Source organism: Methanoregula sp., assembly GCF_049686655.1.
In the GTDB taxonomy this organism is placed as follows: Archaea; Halobacteriota; Methanomicrobia; order Methanomicrobiales; family Methanospirillaceae; genus Methanoregula.
Map to the genome: position 1 here is coordinate 56,584 of NZ_JBAVIG010000024.1, position 19,046 is coordinate 75,629.

Genomic DNA, 19,046 nt, shown 5'->3' on the forward strand with positions numbered 1-19,046 from the left:
CCCCGGCCGGTGCCACGGTGTCCGGTGATGCAATGCGAAAGAAGGACCTCGACCCGCTCATCTTCCGCTGGAAGAAGACCACCCGGGCACTGAAGATCCATGACCAGCACTATGGGAAGCGGATTACGGATATCCTGGAGCAGTGCACGGATACGGACCTGGTGCTCTTTTCGGATCCGGTGGAAGCAGCTGCATTCTTCTGCCTCCTCGACCTGGCCGGGAAGACCCCGGGTGAACCGTGCCCTGCCCGTCATCCCGCCGGGGCAGGGCAGGCCCCGCTCCTGCCGGAATATTGCCCGCTATAATGCCCCGGAAATCCTGCTACCGGCCCGCCTCTGCCGCACGTCCCCCATGGAAACACCCCGTATTTGCAGAATAGTACCTTGCGGGTCGTAAACCGGGATCATCCGCTGTCACGCGCGGCGGGTGATGTGCGGCCGGGCGCAGAAAAACAGTACGGGACGGGAAACCCGGAAGCAACCGGGCCAAGGGCCGGCGATGGATAAGGCACCCGGGTTCCGGGTCCGGATATGCAGAGGTAAGCACCAGCCGGGTTAATGGCCCGGCTTCCTGTAGACCTTCTCCGGATCGAAGACTTTTGTGCCAGTGACGGTACCGTCAAGTGTCCGGTAAAAACAGGACATGTAGCCGGTGTGGCACGCGGCGCCGGTCTGCTGCACCTCATAGATAAGGCAGTCCTCATCGCAATCGGCGAGGATCCGCAGGACTTTCTGGAAGTGGCCGCTCTCCTCGCCCTTCTTCCAGAGTTTCTTCCTGCTCCGGCTGTAATAGTGGGCAAAGCCGGTCTCGTTCGTGAGCCGGATCGCCTCCCCGTTCGCATACGCCATCATCAGGACTTCCCGGGTTGCAGCGTCCTGCACGATCACCGGGATCAGCCCGTTGTCATACTTCAGCGCCAGCATCTAAATTCCCCCGGTGAGAATTTTCATGATCGTGAGCAGGAAATCGCCAAAGACTACCGCGGTGACAAATCCCGCAGTGATAGGAATGATGAACGGCACCGCGTACGAGATCCAGACGGTGCCGGCCTTCCTGTACGTGTCGAGCTCATCGGCAAAGTCCTCCGGGTGCTCCCGGAGATCCTTGGTATAGACCCGGTCCTCCCCGGAGTACATGCGCCTGAGTGAATCGAAGAACCCGATGAACTTCCGGGAGACTTTCCCGTTCGTTTCCTCAAAGTCCTCCATCACAAAGCCCCATTCCTTCTGGATCTCCGCACCCTTGACCGGGAAGCCAAAGAACATGTACATCAGCGGGGCACGGTTCCCCCGTGCAATATTGATAATGAAGATCCCGATCGGCGCTGCGAGGTTCAGCAGGAGCGCATTGATCAGGACCGTGAACGAGAGGAAGCCCAGCGGCGGTGTCCCGAGAAGGGGGGCAAAGGGGAACGTGGGCACGCAGAAGGACATAAAGATCAGTGCCCAGGTGTCCGCCCCTCCAAAGAGGTTCATCCTGCCGAATATGTAGAAGACACCGCAGAAGACCGAAAGGAGCAGGACCATGATGGCAGGCTGGCCCCAGGCAGGCCTGGCCCCGGCACTGGCGCTGAAGAGCATCAGGGCCGAGACGATCGCGAAGATCATGACGATCAGTACGAAGTACCAGCGGCTGATCGTATCCTTCACGTCAGCAACCGCAGGCTCCTGTTTCTTCTGCTTCTGCTTTTTCCGGGGCGTCTCCTCAGGGACGCTCCTGTATTCCATATAGGTAGCATAGGCAAAGATGCCGGCAAACATCATGAACCAGGGGATGATCTGGGTGTTCACCGAAGGCGTAAGCACAAACCAGGAGAGCACCGGCAGGGCGATCACAGGGACGAGGTACCAGAACATCCGGGATTTCGCATAATACCCGGTGAGCCCGAGAGAATCCGTCCTGCCCCGGTTGTCCAGGTAGTCCGCGTAGAGGAAGCTTGCGACGAGGGCGAGGTACCCGGTCACGAGACTTGCATTTGCCGTTGTCTGCCAGAGAAGGACGGATGTGCAGATGACACCCACCGCGAGCATCGGGAGCCAGTGGATGAACGGTACCCTCCGGTCACGGATATCCAGGTATGAGGTATAGATCAGGGTGGCGAGGACAGCGACCGCCGAGATCACCATGGGATAGAAGATCTCCATAAATCCTATATCCATTCTTTTTTGGAGAACTTATGCATGGCGCTAAAAAAACGGCGCTCCCGGAGTCACCCGGTACCGTAAATATATATGACTCCGTATCACATATTCCCCTGAGTGCAGATCGCGGCTACCCCGGGGAAGACCCTGCGCGATCCCAACGCAAGGACGAACTGATCGCATGAAAATCCAGGACCTGATCGAGAATATCCTCAAAGGCTCACAGTACCTGGGCACCTTTACGCTTCCCGAGCTGTTTACGTTTGCCAGGGCAGGGAGCGTCAGTGGCATCGCTGTTGCAAAAGAGGCAGGGAAAGATCTGTACCTCGCCCTGATCAGCGGCGAACCCGAGGGTGCGATTTATATTGACGAGAAGGGGGAGCTCTATGGCGACAAGGCGGTCATGATGGTCACCGGCCATGAAAAATTCGTGTTCTGCGAGGTAAAACCGGATATTGTCGAGGCAGTGGTGATGGGGTGCCGGATCTTTGAGAAGTCCCACCTGAGAATGAGCATCACGTACGTCCTGCCCGAGATCGGCATGAAGAGCCAGGGTATGGGTGTGCTGACCCTTGTCGTCCAGCGTGATCGCGAGCCGCAGAACGGTATCCGTGTCTCGATCCGCAGGGACAGCAAGATTGTCGGGAGCGATGTGACCACAGATGACGGCAGGGTGGGCTTCAAGGTATTGTATGGCGATTACGACTGTATCGTGCAGGACCGCAACCAGATGATCACTTCGTTCCGTATAAAATTCAATGAAGCAAATCCAAAAAATATACTCGAACTTTAATCCCCGATATCGGGCCTGTTTTTCTTTTCCGCCTTGATTCATGCAGTGCCTGCAGAGAAACATAAGACGAAACGCTTTAATCGGATCGTGACAGAACAATGCTTTATGAAGATCGGACGTGAAGACTTCGAGGCGCTCATCAAAGGCGACAAGACCATCGCCCCGTACATCGAGCTCGACCCTCTTGCCGGCTCGTACTCGGTATTTGGGGTCAAAACCGCCAGTAACCCGAATTACCTCATCAGGGCAATCTACGAGATGTATGAGGTCAATCTCAACAAGAAACTTGCCGTAAAAGCAGTGCGCAAGCTCTTCCGTTCGGTTGGCATGGGATCCGTGGGGCTCAACAACCTGTTAAAGAAACTCGGCATGGACTTAAAGCCCGCGGAATTCCTGATGCTCGTCTTCAAGCTCCAGCACCAGCAGGGATGGGGCGCCCCCTTCGAGCTGGTGGAGGCGGGTGACAAGCGGATCATCCTCCGGACCAAACAGACCTTTGAATCGGAAGTGCTCAAGGACTGGAACATGCCGGTCTGTGGTATCCACCAGGGCTGGATCGAAGGGATACTCAAGGCGGTCACCGGCAAGACCTGGTTCTGCCTCGAGAAGACGTGCCACGCGAAGGGAGACGAGTTCTGCGAATTCGTGATCGACCAGGTGGAACCGAGCTGGAAGTTCAAGGCGGAGGCCGTGGTCAAGGGTGACTCTGCGATCACCGAGTTTATCGAGCACAAGCCCCTTGAAGGCACGATCCAGCTCATTGACGAACCGGTGGTCATGATGCCCCGGTTCATCTTCACTTCCATGACAAACTCCTTAAAAAAGACCATGGGAGAAGCGCCGGCAAGCGGGGTGAACTACCGTGCCTATATGGACATGGGAAAGGAGAATGTGGAACATTACAAGAAGATGGGCATCAACAACCCAAAGACGCTCTCTGACATGGCCTTCGCCTTCTATTCCCAGATGGGCTGGTTCAACGTGATCAAGGAGGAGTGGGACGAGAAGACCAAGACCAAGCTGATCACCCTCTCCCACACCGTGGAATCGGAATCGTTTGGTAATGTTGGCAAGAATGTCTGTTTCTGCACGGCCGGTCTCCTCGCCGGTATCATCGAAGGCGCCTTCGGGATCCGGGTGCAGGCAAAAGAGATAAAATGCAAGTCCAAAGGTGACGAGCACTGCATCTTCACGATCACCAACAAACCTGAATAAACCTATTTTTAAATAGCACCTCTGCCTATTTTTACTGATAACGAGTTATCCGGTATTCTATGGCTTCCATACCCCGCATCCTCATTGTTGAAGATGATGAGATAATCAGCACCCTGATCACCACGATGCTGGAACGCCGGGGGTACAGTGTCATCGGCAAGTTCAGCTCCGGGGAAGAAGCGATTGTCAGGTCTGCGGAACTGGAACCCGACCTTGTGATGATGGATATCAATCTCAGCGGCCAGATGGACGGTGTAACAGCGGCCCGGTACATCTTCCAGCTTTTCCAGTACCCGATCGTCTTCTTAACCGCCCTTGCTGATGACAACCTGCTGGAGCGGGCAAAGCAATCCCAGCCGCTCGGGTACATTCTCAAACCGTTCACTGACAAGGACCTCTCATCGAACGTCCAGATGGCACTCTATAACCACGGGATCCGGAAGAAATACCTGGATGCCTACCCTGTCGGAGAACCCAAGAAACTGATGGCCATCCTGGACACGATCCTCATCCTGGACACGAAAGGACGGGTTATCTTCTACAATCCCTACACGGTCCGGTTCCTTGATATGCCCGAGAACCAGATCCTGATGCACCACTGGCGTGAGCTCATGATGATCGTCAACGACCAGACCGGTGAGGAAATTCCCGATCCCGTTCCCGAAGTTGTCAAACAGATGCTCGTAGTCTCTCATGAATTCAATACTGCGGTGGTGACAAAGAGCGGCAAAAGCAGGAAAGCCAGTGTCACGATCCGCCCGGTCAAGGATGACAAGCACGAACTGATCGGTGTGTTTATGCATATCAGGGAGAAGACCCTCGACCAGATCAAGATGGCGGCAAAGAAAGCCTGATACGGTCTTTTACAAACCCCGTCCGGCCCCGGCTTTGCCTTTCCGGCCCGGATGCCTGCCACCTGCTGACAGCCGGTTTTCCGGATCGGGTACGTATGTGCGCCTGTTTTACTGGCATTCCCCTTCCTGCCGGTCTCCGGAACCGTGACCGTCCGGGCTGGTGAGCCGGGATGCCTTCCACAAATGTTTAATAAAAAAATAGCAGATATTCATGTTGAGCAGATACTAATCGGCCTTATTAAAACGGGCAGAATCAAAAGTATCGGACTCTGGAAGGAAAGACCGCGTGACAGGCATCGTACACCACGAGTGCAGCAGGACTTCATGGAGCGCGTCACGGCATACCTACATTATGGATGTCGGAGACCGGATCGAGATCCCGCTTATGGTGGTATCACCCTTCACCGGAAACCGTATCCTCCCGCCACCCCGCCCCGAGACCCGGTATTTTGAGATCGAGGTGGACGAGGTCCGGGCGAGCGGGAAGAAAACCTACGTCTTCCAGAATATCTTTCCCGTAATGGCCGGACGGAGCCCGGACTGGTATTTCCTGAGATTTCGGATCCGGCGCGGCGGCTGGACGATCACAGAGCGCTTCCATGGCCGCAGCGATTCCGGCGAGTCCCAGTGGATCTACACGGACGATTTCAATATTCTCTTCCTTTCATCCGGCGGCGGGCACGACCTCGGGATGCTCATCCAGCTCATCACCGCCCGGCTCGATGAGATCGCAGCCTCAGTGCTGTCCGGCACCCCCCTGGCCTCCCAGGTCGAGAGCCAGATGGCCTGCCGGGATGTTTTCGACTCCATGTTCAGCGAGGGTGTCGACGGGGCGTTCCGCGACACAGTACTCTACCGGGAGCATTCCCATGGCATTCCCGGCGATCCCGCCGGGACCGGCACTCTCCGTGAGGAGGATATCTGCCGCTATCATGGCAGGATCATTGCTCCCGTTGGTAAGGCTGCCGACCTGAACGTGGATATCGCCCGGATCGAAGAGCTCGACGACCTGAGCTGGCTCTACGAATAACGGGAATCCCTCCCTCCCCTCCACTGCGTGTTCCGGACCGTTACCGGGTAAAGCAGCGGTCCGGTGAAACCTGCAGCATCCATGCCCCGGGGATGAACATGGAACAGCCGGTGAACCGGGAAAATTCTGGAAAAAGTGCCCTGTAGAAATCATTTTTTTTGAAGAGCCGATGCCCCCCTCTTGCGCCACCAGTCCCCCGCGGGGGACGGGGCGCAGTGCGATGACCCGGGTCAAATGACTGGTAACCTCGCCATCGCAACCGGGGGATGCCATAGCGGCGGGGGCAAAGCCCAAAACGTCAGCGATTATGAGGTTTTCTAATAGTGCAGAAAAAAGAATATACAATTACTTTTCTGCTTTCTTCTTGAAGAGCGCCTTGCTGAACCGGTCGATGAACCCTTCCTTGACCTCTGCGGTCTTCTCTTCCTTGTAGGCAACACCGACCAGGTCGGAGGCGATCCTTTTTATCGCCTTCGAGGCAGGGGAAGTGGGATACTTGATGACGATCGGTGTTTTTGCAGAAGAGGCCCGGCGGACGTTTGAGTCTTCAGGAATGATTCCGAGGACCTTGACACCAAGGACCTTCTCCATCTTCTTCGTGATGATATCGGTCTTGTCCTGATCAACGCGGTTGATGATTGAGCCGAGCACGTGTCCTCCCACCACTTCCGTCAGGATCTTGGTCTTGAGGGCATCGACAATGGAGGAGAGTTCGGGGTTGACAACAAGGATTACCTCATCGGCAACGGCAAGGGGGACCACGCCATCCTTGCTGATGCCGGCGGGAGCATCGATTAAGAGGAATTCGCAGCGCTTGACGAGTTCGCTCATTACATCCCGGATCTTGTCCGGATCTGCCTGCTGGAACCCCTGGAGGGAGATGCCGCTCGGGATCACCTTGAGCCCCGCAGGCCCTTCGTAGATCGCGTCGCTGATATTTCCTTTGCCGGCGAGTATCTCGTGCAGGGTGATCGGTGCATCCTGGAGCCCGAGAACGAGGCCTACATTTGCCATCCCGATATCCGCATCCATCAGGTATGTCTCCTTGCCGAGTTGGGCGAGCATTGTTCCGAGGTTAACAGAAACCGTGGTTTTTCCTGTACCACCTTTTCCGGACGCGATTGTGTAGACCTTGACCATTGAACACCCTGTGGTAATAAGTATTCCAGTTGTGTTTATATAAGATTACTGGATTTTTCTCATATTCGTGTTATATCCACCTGTTTAAAATATCTTTTGTATCTCTCTCAATCATCTTCGCGACATCCCCGGGGATCTGGAGGTTTGTCCGGATAATCCCGACCAGGTCGGAGCTCTTATGATCCAGGCCGAAGAGCGTCACCCCGGGAGTTTCGGCGAGCGGGTCACTTGCGAACAGCTCGCCGAACCGTGCCGCATCGTCCTGTGCGTCCTCTCCCCCGCTTGAGGCAAATACGAGCCCGTCGGCAGTGGCGATGGTAAACTGGTCAAGCGAGTACTTTTCCGTGAGGGTGCGGAGGCTCGTGGTGATGTCGGGCGCACCTTCGATGACGCTGGTATCCCCGGGCCGCGGGAGCACGCCCGGCTTCTGGACCTGGCGGGGGAAGGACTTCTGCGATACCGGAAGCACGGGTTTTATCCCGGGCTGGTAATCAAGATGCTTTATCTTCTGCAGATCCGGTATATCCTGCATCGCGGATGGTGCCGGCGTAGTTCTTTTTCTCCGGATCAGGACCGCACCGGCAGCCACAGCCAGGAGCGCGATGGCGATGATCAGGTATATCGTCAGGGAATCGGGAACGGGAAGTAAACCGGCGATGATGGATCCTCTCCTGGGGTAAGGTTAGTCAACGCTCCATCAGGTGTTCAAGATGGAGTTGTTTGATCATGGTCTTGCAGTCGTTCCTGATCTTGTCCGTGACATTTTCCAGGTCCATGGTGTCGAACGTGTCAATATCTGAATCAAAACTGGAAGCGCCCTGGCCCGGGGCAGGTTGTCCCTCGTCCGGGATACCCTGTGCTGGTTCTGCCTTTGGTGCTTGCTTCCCCTGGGACGGGGGGATTTGCGATGCCGGCTTTGTGGCGGGCCCGACGGGGGTGACGGGCGGCTTGCGTTCCGGTACCGGGGGGACTTTCTGCGGGGGGGCGGGCCGTGGAGCAGATACTGTGGCTGCAGGTGCAGAGGGAGCAGGTTTTGGAGCAGTTTTTACCGGTGCAGCAGGCGCAGCAAAATGCGATACCGCCGGCGGTTTTTTTACCGGTTCCTGCTGGACGGTCTCGTGATGCTCGCGACGGGGCAGGGGAGCGGGCGCCTGTTGCTGTTGCCCGATCTTTCCTGCTTTTATTATCCTGCACATTTTGTTGAATTCCAGGGAGAGTTGTACCTGTGCATCATCCAGCGAGGAGAGTGCCGCGTCAACCTCCTCGCCAAGGATTTTCTGCAGTTCATCCCAGCCGGCATCCCCCTGTTTTCCCTGGAACTTGACAAGGATGCACTTGCCTCCCTTGAATACAAGGGTCCCCATATTTGAGCCGGATGAGATGCTGCAGATCCCGGAAAACTTCGTCCGCTCCAGCTCAAGCAGAATGCTCTCTACCGTCTCATTCTTCTTGATTTCGCGAAATGTGCCCCTCGGGAGTTGCATTATGTTTAGTTTAACGATATTCTGGTATATAGTTTCTTTTTGTCGCCGCCATCTGGATCGGGAGAAAAACTCTGTGCGCTCATGCGGGGCGGAAACGCGGGTTACGATAAAGTATATATGCCTTTACCCCGACAATGCCAAAATTGATGTCTGATTGGGCGGTATTTTTGCAGTATAACCCTTGTAATGCCATGAATTGGGATATCAAAGACCAACCTTTTAATAGCAATAGCGCAAGAAAGATACTTTTATAAAGTGGTGCACATATGCTGAAACCATTATTGGAAGAATTTCTCAAGGTTGAAGGGGTATCAGCTGCGGTTGTCGTGGGAAGGGACGGATTCGTTATCGAGAGTGCAGTCTCGGGCAAAGTCGATATCGAGGCCCTCGGAGCCATGGCTTCAACCGGACTTGGTACTTCCGAAGCGATGGGCAATACGCTGGGCAAGGGCGAACTCTCGCAGATGCTGGTCGAACTGGAGAAAGGACCGATCATTCTGTCCCCGTTGTCGGCTGACGAACTGATCGCGATTGTTGCTGATACGACCTCAAATGTCGGAAGGATCCGGTACGAACTAAAGAAGAACAAAGAACGAATCGTTGCTGCCCTTTAACCCCATTTTTTATGGAATTTCCAGCAGGAACTGACGGCGGTATCATTTCCAACCCTCAGGATGAAGGGTTTATCCAGGATCTGATGGCCTTTGTCGGGGCGATTGAGATTGAAACCGGATCAGGGCACGGTTTCATCCTTACAGAAAACGGGAAACTGATATCAGCCTACTTCCGGAGTGATGAGGGTGTGTTCAGGGGAAAGGAAGCCCTCTCCCACATGACCATGGGTTCCGACGGGAATGATGACCAGACCTTCAGCCTGAGAAGATATAATGCCGGGGAATTTTCCCTTGCGGTCAGGATTTCCCGGGATGAGCACCTGCTCCTTGCCGGGCCGGAGCCGGCCTCCCCGATCGAAGCACAGCCTGCCCCGCAACCCGGTGAACCGCTGCAGGAAGACCCTGCCGGAAAGCTGGCCCCTTCCTCACCAGTCCCCCCGGAATATCTCGATGAGGCCAGGCTCCGGAAGATCCTCAGCCAGCCCGGTGTGATTGCAGTATCCGCTTTTTTTGAAGGATTTCCCGTCCAGTCCATCGGCGATGCGGATTTTGAGCATGTCGCCGCATCGGCCGAAGATTTCATGCGGGCCGGCATGAAGATCGCGCAGGAGATGAAGACCGGAAACCTGGATCAACTGATTCTCGAGACTGCGAAAAACAAGTTCATTATCGCCCCCTGCGGCGATCTCTATCTCTGTATTTTCACCACATCCGAGGCCCAGCTGGGCCTGATCCGGGTAGTGCTCAAGAGCATACAGAAAGAGATTGCCGGATGACTGGAGGAGACCGTATTCACCCTACCGACACACCGCGGATATCCGGCAGGAACGGGATGCCAGATCCGGATTCTGCCATTATCCACAGGATAGATATACTCACAGGCAAATTATCAATTAACAGCCGGGAGATCGCAGTTTACCCTGAAAATGACACCGTATTTTACGATCTGAATAAGGGAGATCCTATATGAGCAAAGACACTGACGATTCGCTTGATGATGTGAACTCACTTATGAAAATGATCGGGGGTGCAAAGAAAAAGGATGTGTCCCCAAAAGAACCAGAAGATAAACCGGTGGCACCTGTGCCCCCCGGGCCCGACGGATCGACTGATGGTGCCGGGGATTTTTCCGCACTGATGAAAAAACTGGGAATGGCAAACCAGCAGGCACCCGGACCTGGCCCGGCCACACCGCCCGGCCGCTCCCCGCCTCCGCCATCCCCTCCTGTTGAACCGGAAGAAGATCGGATACTTGATTTTAACGATCTGCTCGAAGAAGAGACCCCTCAGGAACCCCTTCCCCGGGAACCCCCTGCCGAAAAACCCGATCTTCCCGGCAAGGATGTCAGATCGTCCCTTGGCAAGCTGCTGGCAAATATGAACACCTCCCAGCAGGCACCGGCAGCACCCCCGGAGCCTGCACCCGTTTCTCCGGCCAGGCCACCCGCACCTGCTCCGGCACAAACGGCAGGGGAGCCGGTTATAGAGATCATAGATGAAGATCCCAAGGCTGCCCTTCGCAAACTCCGGTTTGCAAAGAACGCTGCGGCTGAGGACATGCCCTCTGTTGCGAGAGAGACAGAAATAGATGAGAAGATCATCACCGTCGACCAGATATCAGACATATCCGGCCTGATCCTCCCGAAGGGTGCCACATTTAAGATCGAGGAGCTGAAACTGCACGGACGGATCAATGCGTTCGAAGGTGCCCGGGGTAGTGCACTCCCCCCGGAATTCGCTGAGATCTGGAAGAAGGAATTCTCCACTGCCGGTTTCAAGGATCTCGACATGGAAGATGAGGTGGCCCAGGAAAGTGCAAAACTCAAGCCGGCGCCGAAGAAGTTCGGCCTCTCTACCCTGTTCGAGGCCATACATGCCGAAGAGGTGAACTATGATCCCAGGATCCACGGTCCGCTGGTCGATCTTGTTTTCAGTGCAAAACCTGGTATCGAGGAGATGGAGATGTACCCGGTCAACGAGCCGTACGCATACGTCCGGATCATCTACGACCACTCAACGCATGAGTACACCTACCAGCTTCTCGAGCCGATCCTGACGGAACCGGAAAAAGAGCTCCTGAAGGAACTGAAAGAGCGCCTCTTCGAGACCCTCGATATCAATACCAAGGACATGTCCCGGGAAGAGGCCCGGCAGAAACTCCGCTCAGCCACCAGCGACATCCTGGCAGACTACGGGTTCAAGCTCGACCCTGCTACCAAGGAGAAGCTCCACTACAATATGCACAAGGACTTCCTCGGCGATGGTCTCATCGACCCGATCATGCACGACAAATATATCGAGGATATTTCGTGCGACGGCGTCCATACGCCGATCTTTGCCTTCCACGCAAGTTACGAATCTATGAAAACAACCCTCGCCTACCACCAGGCAGAGGAACTCGATTCGTTCGTCACCAAGCTCGCCCAGCGGGCAGGCAAGTATATCTCAATTGCCGAACCGATCCTCGATGCGACCATGCAGGACGGGTCCCGTATCCAGATGACGCTCGGGACGGAAGTGACAGCCCACGGCTCCACCTTCACCATCCGTAAGTTCAAGGACGAGCCGATCACGCCCACCGATCTCATCGAATGGCATACCTTCTCCCCGCTCGCGATCGCTTATATATGGCTCGCGGTCGAAAACGGCAAATCCTCCATCTTTGCCGGCGGGACTGCGTCCGGTAAGACAACGGCACTGAACGCGATCTCGCTCTTCATCCCGCCGATGGCGAAGATTGTCTCCCTCGAAGATACCCGCGAAGTGAAACTCCCGCACCCGAACTGGATCCCGAGTATCACGAGGGACTCGTTCGATACGGCCGGCAGGGGGGAGATCAATATGTATGAACTCCTGCGGGCCGCGATGCGACAACGTCCCGAGTACATCATCGTGGGTGAGGTCCGTGGCAAGGAATGCCAGACTCTTTTCCAGGCAATGAGTACGGGCCACGTCACGTATTCCACTACGCACGCGGACTCCGTGGCCAGTGTCGTACACCGTATCGAGAACCCGCCCATGGACGTGCCGAGGAACATGCTCTCGTCTCTCGACTTCATCTGCATCCAGGTGCAGGCCCGGGTGGGGGGCAAGCGTATCAGGCGGAACAAGCAGATCGTAGAGATCCTGGACATCGACCCGAGGACGAACGAGCTGATCACCAACGAAGTCTTCAAGTGGCGATCTGCGACTGACGAACATACCTATTCCGGCAAGTCCTACCTCCTCGAGGAGATCATGGAGGCGAAGGGCTGGAGCGATAACCGGATGCGGGAAGAGCTGAAGCGCAGGCAGGAAGTGCTCGAATGGATGCGGATCAAGAAGATCCGCCACTACAAGGATGTGGCGAAGATCCTGATCTCCTACCACCGGGACCCGGAAGCGGTGATCGAGAAAGTACGGAAGGACCTGTATGAATAGTTACGAACGGTTCTGTTTCAATCTCCTTGGCAAACGGATGAAAGGAAAACGCGACGAGTATGCCCAGTTGAGAAATGATCTCATATCAGCCCGGTTCAAGACCCCGTTCGAGGTCTACATCTCAACTGCATTTATCAGTTCGATCGTTGTGGGGCTCTCGATGGCCGTTCTCATCGGGCTGTTCACGTGGCTGCTCAAACTCCCTACCCTGATCAAGTACAAGGGAGCAGTTCCGGGCCCCCTGGTAGCAATGTCAGCCTATAGCCTCCAGTTAGGTACCATCGCGGTAACCATCTTCTCCCTGCTGGTCTTTGGCGGGCTGACGTATGTGGCATTCATCATGTACCCCAGTCTCGAAGCAGGGAACCGGCGCAGGAATATCGATGCCACCCTGCCCTATGCCATCAACTATGTCACCTCGATGTCCACTGCCGGGATCACCCCGGCCGAAGTGTTCCGGCTCCTGGGTGACAGTCCTATTTACGGGGAAAGTTCGGTTGAGGCCAGGTACGTTGCCCGGGAGATCGATATTTTCGGGCGGGACCTGATCGATGCCCTGCGCCTGGTGTCCTCAAGCACCCCGAGCAAACGGATGAAGGAATTCCTGCAGGGTGCCATGGCCAGTATTTCGAGTGGCGGCAACCTTACCGATTATTTCCGGACCAAGGCCGACCAGTATTCCCTGGAAAACCGGCAGACACAGAAGCTCTTCCTGGAGACTCTCGGGCTTATTTCTGAATCGTATGTGACGGCGATGGTTGCGGGGACACTGTTCCTGATCATCCTGCAGTCGATCATGTCGGTCCTGTCAGGAGATAACCACCCCATTTTTCTCTATGCCATCACGTACATCATGATTCCCCTTGGCAGCATCGCATTCGTGATCATGATCAGTTCCATGACACCGGAGTCCTGATATGGGATTTACTGATATCTTCAACCAGTCAGGCAAGGACCAAAAGAGTCCCGGCACCATCAGGACTCCCGAACTTGCCTCAGTAGAAGGTGAGATTAACCAGATCACTGCCCGGCTGGAGCAGGAGCGCCAGAGCCGGGAAGGCATCGGGAAGTTTCTCAGGCACCCCCTCCAGGTCCTGACCGAACGCCCTGAAAACATCCTTATCGTCTGCGTTCCCGTAGCGTTCCTGTTCTTTATGGGAGGTTTTATTTTCCTGTTCAGATCCACCGGTGGCATCAGTTTCATTTTCACCACTACGACGTTGGATGACTTTGCTGTCTTTGCAGTGCTGATTGCCATTGTGCCTCTTGCTCTCCTGGACCTTAAAGAACAGTTCAGGGTCAAGAATCTGGAAAATGCGCTGCCCAACTTTTTCCGTGACCTCGCCGGTATGAACGACTCCGGTATGACCCTCCCGACTGCCGTCCACCTTGTTGCGGCGGCGGAGTACGGGACCCTCACCCCCCATATCCGGAAGCTGGACAACGAGATGTCCTGGGGTGTCGGGTTCGTCGAGGCCCTGTACCGGTTCGGGAAAAGTCTTGGCACGTCGCTTGCAGACCGGAGCGTGGACCTGATCGCAAAGGCCAGCAAAGCCGGGGGAGACGTCAGCGAAGTGCTGCGGGCCGCGGCAAAAGATACTTTTGAAGTAGTGAACCTGCAGCAGGAACGGTCCAACAGCATGCTGATCTACGTGATCATCGTGCTCGTCTCGTTTGCCGTCTTCCTTTTCGTTATTGCAATCCTTGTCTCGTCGTTCCTGACCACCATGGCAACTGCAGGAGCGGCTGCTTCAGCGTCAGGCGCTGCAGCTCACGGGTTCATGGGGAAGATCGATATATTCGTCTATAAGCGCCTCTTCTCCCATGCGGCCATGCTGCAGGGGTTCTTCTCGGGTCTCGTGGCCGGCCAGATGGGCGAAGGACGGTTTATTGCCGGCCTGAAGTATTCTGCGCTCATGCTCCTGATCGCATGGGTCACGTTCCGGTTCTTCATCTGATCTCCCTTTTTTACAAGGCCCGGCTCTTTATCGTCCGTCCGAATCAGGGTGTGCGGTCGTGTCAGGCACCCGCATATGCAAAGGACCGTTCTGTAGTAATTCTAAAAAAAAAATAGTAACGCTCCCGGGGGTTTCATCCTCATAGCCTTTAGACAACCCCTCCAGTCTGATAAACCCCAGACAGGTAAGACATGAAGCATCGTAACGCGAAGGGGCCGTAAGGGGGACAGGCACTGTCTCCTCCTCTCTGGTACTATAATCTTGTAATAACTGTTTCAAAACAAGAATTTTCAGGATAAAACAAAAAAATCAGGAAATATTTTCCGTGCTGTAACCCTTGAGGGAGAGGAGTTCCTTGACCCGGTCCCGGTGGTTACCCTGCAGTTCTATGGAATTTCCCTTGACCGTCCCGCCACAGGCGAGTTTACCTTTCATGTATTTTGAGAGGTCTTCGAGATCGATATCAGTAGGATCAAGGCCTTCGATTACGGTGACTTCCTTACCGTACCGGCGTTTATTAACCTTAACATTGATCCTCTGCTGTTCCTTAGCAACCTCCTCACAGATGCATAACTCCTTTGGAAGTCCACACGTCGGGCAAATCCCACCAATCATTAGCACTATTTTTACGTTTCTCTTTATTTATTACTTGGCATTGCGCGGGTAAATTCCGGCGTATCGGGCACGAAAAAACCTGTTCCGGGCAGGAAAAGGAACGGAATACGCGTAATTTTGCTTGATTTTGATATTCCGGAAGAGATCTGCCGGACCGGGCGGCCGGAAAGGATCGGTTTTTATGATCCCTGCATACAACTGTACGAACGGAAATGTCGCTGTTTGTTGTGGGGACCTCATCCCATGTAGGCAAGAGTGTCACGGTCGCTGCGATCTGCCGGTGCCTTGTCCGCCGCGGGATCCCTGTTGCGCCGTTCAAGTCCCAGAACATGAGCCTGAACTCGTATGTCACACCAGAGGGAGGAGAGATCGGGATGGCTCAGGCGATGCAGGCGTTTGCCGCAAACGTGGTCCCCCACACGGACATGAACCCGGTCCTGCTCAAGCCCAAGGGGGACTGCGTCTCGCAGGTAGTACTGAACGGCCGGCCCTACAAGGACGTGCCCATACGGGAGTACTACCTGGAGACACCCGTGCTCCTTGAAAAAGCGCTTGTGTCCTATCACCGGCTGTTGTCCGAATACGGGCAGGTGGTGGTGGAGGGAGCAGGCGGGGCTGCGGAACTGAACCTGTACGACCGGGATATTGCCAACACCCTGCTCGCCCGGAAACTCGGGATCCCGCTCATCCTCGTTGCCGACATCGAGCGGGGCGGGGTCTTTGCCCAGCTGTACGGCACGATCGAGCTGTTGCCCAGGGATATCCGGCCGCTCGTGAAGGGGATCATCATCAACAAGTTCCGGGGCGACCCGGCGATCTTCGCCCCGGGCGTAAAGAAGATCGAAGAGATCTGCGGGGTGCCGGTGCTCGGCGTTGTGCCGTACTTCTCCCTGCCGCTGCCAAGCGAGGACTCGCTCTCGATCGGGGACAAGAAGTCCGGTACGGCCGGTGTCCGGATCGCGGTGATCCGCCTCCCCCGGATCTCGAACTTTACCGATTTCGAGCTGCTCGAGCAGCATGCTTCGGTCGACTATGTCGCGCCGGGCGCCTCCCTCTTGGAATATGACTGCGTCATCATCCCCGGGACAAAGAATACGATCGAAGACCTGCAGGTGCTCAGGGAGGCCGGGACCGATAAGGAGCTGTACCGGGTCCGGGAAGCTGGCGTGCCGGTGATCGGGATCTGCGGGGGATACCAGATGCTCGGGAAGACCCTGATCGATGCCGGGTTCGAGTCGGCGGCTGGCACCTACGAAGGGCTCGGGCTCCTTGGATGCGTCACGCACTTCACCTCGTACGATAAGAACACGACCCAGGTGACCCGGCAGGCCGCTGACGTCCAGCCCATCCTTTCGGCCATGGGCGAGGTGACCGGGTACGAGATCCACATGGGTGTCACGGATGGGGGGATGGACCGGGAGGCGCTCGTTGGTGACGGCCGGGCGAGCAGTGACGGGCTCGTGTTCGGGACGTATATGCACGGGCTTTTCTTAAACCCGTCAGCAGCGAATGCGCTGCTTGCGTACCTGTACGGGAAGAAGGGGCTTGCGTTCAATCCCGTTTCTTCTGATTGTGCCGACCCGTACGAGACGCTGGCGGACCTGTTTGAGGAGCATGTGGATATGGAGAGGATTGTGCGGCTGGTGAGGGAAGGAAAATAATTTCCCGGTATAGTACGGCTCAGAGGTCCGGATCCATGGCCGTCCATCCATGAAACCGGGAGGGGATACCATTTCCCGCCCCTCCCGTCAAAAAAGTTCAGCTGATAATATTCGTAATACTGTGGAATCCCTCGCCCTGCCGGTCCGCACACTTCACCGCAGTGGCCTTCGCAAAATCCACCCGCTCCGTGACCCGGCACTTCGTGCAGTAGGCAAGCGAGGGGGACTTGACAAACTTCCCGCCCACTTCGAATTCCCGGCAATGGATGCAGAACCCGCAGTTCTCAGTCGGTTCCTTCTTCTCCGGCAGGCACTGCACCTTGCCCTTCGTGACCGGTAAAATCCGGTACTCCTCGTCAGCCATAGCGTATTCCTGATCCATCTCATTCCACCCGGGATCATATAAACCCGGGGCAGGCGGCAGGACTCTGGAGAACACTATCATTAAGCCATAACGACACGAAAACTGTTGTATGAAGGTGTGTATCATGTGCGGGGGGGAAGGCACCCGTCTCCGCCCCCTCACGTTCGAACGGCCCAAGCCCTGTATACCGATTGTCAACCGCCCCTCGATCCAGCACCTGGTCGCACACCTGACCACGATGGGGTTCCGGGAGGTCGTGCTCACGCTTGGCTACATGGGCAAATCCATCGAGGAAGCCCTTGGCGACGGCTCCCTCTTCGGCGCCGAGATCACCTATGTCCACGAGGAACAAAAGCTCGGCACGGCCGGCAGTGTCAAGAACGCACAGGAGTATCTCGACGGCCAGGACTTCCTGATCGTAGGTGGAGACCATGTCACCGACTTAAACGTGCTGGAGTTCTACCGGGCACACCAGAAAGAGAAGGCCTGCGTGAGTATCGGCCTGATCTCGATTGACGACCCGGGCGAGTACGGTATTGCGGAGATCGACGTCAGTTACGAGATCAAGCGGTTCAAGGAAAAACCTGCGCCCGGCGAGATCTTCTCCAACCTCGCAAGTACCGGGATGTACGTCTGCAGCCCGGAGATCTTCGATCACATCCCCGCCGGGGTCAAGTATGATTTTGCCCGCGATCTCTTCCCGAAACTGATGGGCGAGGGCCATGTACTGAAAGGCTGGCTCGCACGGGGCAACTGGACGGATGTCGGCAGCCCGCATTCCCTCCGGCAGGCGGAACGCTGGAAACTGCAGGACATCGAATTTACGGATATCATCGGCGACCTCTCCATCCACGGGGCGCAGGTCCAGGGGCCGGTCCAGCTGGGCGGTTCAATCACCCTTGGCAAGAATACCAAGGTGATCGGGCCGGTGGCGATCGGCAACGGCACCACCATCGGGGATAATGTCCTGATCGGCCCCTACACGAGCATCGGGGAGAAATGCACCATCCGGAACAATGTGAAGATCTTCTCCTCTTCGCTCTATAACCGGGTCACCGTCGGCTCCCACAGCACGATCTCCGGCAGTATCATGGACAACGACACCCACATCGGGGAGCACTGCAGTATCGAGAACGATACCGTGATCGGCCCCCGGGTTGTCCTGCGGGACCGGGTCGTGGTCCATTCCAAGACCCGGCTCTGGCCGGAAGTCGTGGTAACGGACGGCACGATCGTGAAAGAGCACGTGCTCAACGAAAAGTTCGACCTCAGGTACGACGGGTCGTAGATCTGTTTTCCAGGACTGGTCTATGGGGATTGGCTCAGTATTTTTTTATTGAACGTACACCTTTCCGATGTTCATAAGGGGATTTGGCGTGTGACGTGATGGGAATACACGATTAACTGTGAATTTTTTAAAAATAAAGGAAAGAACCAAATCGGGTGAATGGGTTCTGTTGAATGATCAGGTTCCGCTATCTTAAGACCGAACTAAAGAAGACCTTTGATGCATTTGGAAGTCGGAAAAATTTTGACAACCTGAAATATTGGTCATATAGAAATCTAGGTTCTGTCAGGTCTTCGGGAGTTTGAATTGAATCTACGTCAGAGATGGATCTATCAACTTCCGAAGACTTGACAGAACCGGCTTTTCAGCCTGCGGTATGCACTCTTTGTTCCCGGTTTGACCCCGAAATCCGGCATGTGCTTAAGCAGAACGGTTGGGTCCGATAAATCTTAGGTGGTCAGCATGGGGG

Annotated in this window: 20 protein-coding genes; 13 read left to right on the plus strand and 7 right to left on the minus strand. The window is 55.6% G+C overall.

Going from position 1 to position 19,046, the window contains the following annotated elements:
* Positions 1–32 precede the first annotated feature (32 nt).
* Entirely contained in the window at positions 33–305 is a 273-nt protein-coding gene (locus WBL42_RS03470) for a hypothetical protein (protein WP_424719873.1), read from the plus strand.
* 249 nt (positions 306–554) lie between these two features.
* Here WBL42_RS03470 and hisI read toward each other — a convergent pair whose 3' ends face one another.
* Together hisI and WBL42_RS03480 are read right to left on the minus strand one after the other, a co-directional pair.
* Positions 555–923 carry a phosphoribosyl-AMP cyclohydrolase gene (hisI, locus tag WBL42_RS03475; protein WP_424719874.1) on the minus strand — a complete coding sequence of 123 codons (369 nt, stop codon included), beginning with the start codon at positions 921–923 and terminating at the stop codon, positions 555–557.
* Entirely contained in the window at positions 924–2,159 is a 1,236-nt protein-coding gene (locus WBL42_RS03480; protein WP_424719875.1) for an A24 family peptidase C-terminal domain-containing protein, read from the minus strand.
* A gap of 163 nt (positions 2,160–2,322) precedes the next feature.
* Here WBL42_RS03480 and WBL42_RS03485 point away from each other — a divergent pair, with 163 nt between their 5' ends.
* The 4 genes from WBL42_RS03485 to WBL42_RS03500 all read left to right on the plus strand — a co-directional run bounded on the left by WBL42_RS03485 (position 2,323) and on the right by WBL42_RS03500 (position 6,033).
* On the plus strand, positions 2,323–2,934 hold the full coding sequence (locus WBL42_RS03485; RefSeq protein ID WP_424719876.1) for a hypothetical protein: 612 nt from the start codon (positions 2,323–2,325) through the stop codon (positions 2,932–2,934).
* 105 nt (positions 2,935–3,039) lie between these two features.
* Positions 3,040–4,149, plus strand: coding sequence for a V4R domain-containing protein (locus WBL42_RS03490; protein ID WP_424719877.1), 1,110 nt, complete (start codon positions 3,040–3,042; stop codon positions 4,147–4,149).
* A 59-nt stretch (positions 4,150–4,208) separates the two neighbouring features.
* Positions 4,209–5,003 carry a response regulator gene (locus WBL42_RS03495; RefSeq protein WP_424719878.1) on the plus strand — a complete coding sequence of 265 codons (795 nt, stop codon included), beginning with the start codon at positions 4,209–4,211 and terminating at the stop codon, positions 5,001–5,003.
* A 286-nt stretch (positions 5,004–5,289) separates the two neighbouring features.
* Positions 5,290–6,033 (plus strand): hypothetical protein, encoded by a 744-nt coding sequence (locus tag WBL42_RS03500; protein ID WP_424719879.1) that lies wholly within the window; start codon positions 5,290–5,292, stop codon positions 6,031–6,033.
* A 345-nt stretch (positions 6,034–6,378) separates the two neighbouring features.
* Here the strand turns inward: WBL42_RS03500 and minD are convergent, their stop codons facing one another.
* The 3 genes from minD to WBL42_RS03515 form a co-directional block, all read right to left on the minus strand.
* Positions 6,379–7,173, minus strand: a complete 795-nt coding sequence (gene minD / locus WBL42_RS03505) for a cell division ATPase MinD (RefSeq protein ID WP_424719880.1) — start codon at positions 7,171–7,173, stop codon at positions 6,379–6,381.
* A gap of 70 nt (positions 7,174–7,243) precedes the next feature.
* Complete coding sequence (locus WBL42_RS03510; RefSeq protein ID WP_424719881.1) at positions 7,244–7,762, minus strand: hypothetical protein; 519 nt, start codon at positions 7,760–7,762, stop codon at positions 7,244–7,246.
* Positions 7,763–7,859: 97 nt separating this feature from the next.
* Positions 7,860–8,657 carry a hypothetical protein gene (locus tag WBL42_RS03515; protein ID WP_424719882.1) on the minus strand — a complete coding sequence of 266 codons (798 nt, stop codon included), beginning with the start codon at positions 8,655–8,657 and terminating at the stop codon, positions 7,860–7,862.
* A 266-nt stretch (positions 8,658–8,923) separates the two neighbouring features.
* On the opposite strand from WBL42_RS03515, the gene WBL42_RS03520 reads away from it, so the two are divergent.
* Genes WBL42_RS03520 through WBL42_RS03545 form a run of 6 tightly spaced genes read left to right on the plus strand, consistent with a single transcriptional unit; the run spans position 8,924 to position 14,649 of the window.
* Complete coding sequence (locus WBL42_RS03520; protein ID WP_424028355.1) at positions 8,924–9,271, plus strand: roadblock/LC7 domain-containing protein; 348 nt, start codon at positions 8,924–8,926, stop codon at positions 9,269–9,271.
* An 11-nt stretch (positions 9,272–9,282) separates the two neighbouring features.
* Positions 9,283–10,047, plus strand: a complete 765-nt coding sequence (locus tag WBL42_RS03525) for a roadblock/LC7 domain-containing protein (protein WP_424719883.1) — start codon at positions 9,283–9,285, stop codon at positions 10,045–10,047.
* A gap of 56 nt (positions 10,048–10,103) precedes the next feature.
* Positions 10,104–10,241 (plus strand): hypothetical protein, encoded by a 138-nt coding sequence (locus tag WBL42_RS03530; protein WP_424719884.1) that lies wholly within the window; start codon positions 10,104–10,106, stop codon positions 10,239–10,241.
* Positions 10,238–12,691, plus strand: a complete 2,454-nt coding sequence (locus WBL42_RS03535) for a type II/IV secretion system ATPase subunit (protein WP_424719885.1) — start codon at positions 10,238–10,240, stop codon at positions 12,689–12,691. Before WBL42_RS03530 ends, WBL42_RS03535 begins: the two co-directional genes overlap by 4 nt.
* Entirely contained in the window at positions 12,684–13,607 is a 924-nt protein-coding gene (locus tag WBL42_RS03540; protein WP_424719886.1) for a type II secretion system F family protein, read from the plus strand. The genes WBL42_RS03535 and WBL42_RS03540 overlap by 8 nt, the downstream gene beginning before the upstream one ends.
* 1 nt (position 13,608) lies before the next feature.
* Entirely contained in the window at positions 13,609–14,649 is a 1,041-nt protein-coding gene (locus tag WBL42_RS03545; RefSeq protein WP_424719887.1) for a type II secretion system F family protein, read from the plus strand.
* Between the two features lie 309 nt (positions 14,650–14,958).
* On the opposite strand, the gene yciH is transcribed toward WBL42_RS03545, so the two are convergent.
* Positions 14,959–15,264: a stress response translation initiation inhibitor YciH gene (yciH, locus tag WBL42_RS03550; RefSeq protein ID WP_292346507.1), complete on the minus strand. Its 306-nt coding sequence runs from the start codon at positions 15,262–15,264 to the stop codon at positions 14,959–14,961.
* Positions 15,265–15,476: 212 nt separating this feature from the next.
* Here yciH and WBL42_RS03555 point away from each other — a divergent pair, with 212 nt between their 5' ends.
* On the plus strand, positions 15,477–16,925 hold the full coding sequence (locus tag WBL42_RS03555; RefSeq protein ID WP_424719888.1) for a cobyric acid synthase: 1,449 nt from the start codon (positions 15,477–15,479) through the stop codon (positions 16,923–16,925).
* A 97-nt stretch (positions 16,926–17,022) separates the two neighbouring features.
* On the opposite strand, the gene WBL42_RS03560 is transcribed toward WBL42_RS03555, so the two are convergent.
* Positions 17,023–17,307 (minus strand): hypothetical protein, encoded by a 285-nt coding sequence (locus WBL42_RS03560; protein WP_424719889.1) that lies wholly within the window; start codon positions 17,305–17,307, stop codon positions 17,023–17,025.
* Positions 17,308–17,398: 91 nt separating this feature from the next.
* Between WBL42_RS03560 and WBL42_RS03565 the strand changes: the two genes are divergently transcribed.
* Positions 17,399–18,577, plus strand: a complete 1,179-nt coding sequence (locus WBL42_RS03565; RefSeq protein ID WP_424719890.1) for a sugar phosphate nucleotidyltransferase — start codon at positions 17,399–17,401, stop codon at positions 18,575–18,577.
* The last annotated feature ends 469 nt before the right edge of the window (positions 18,578–19,046 follow it).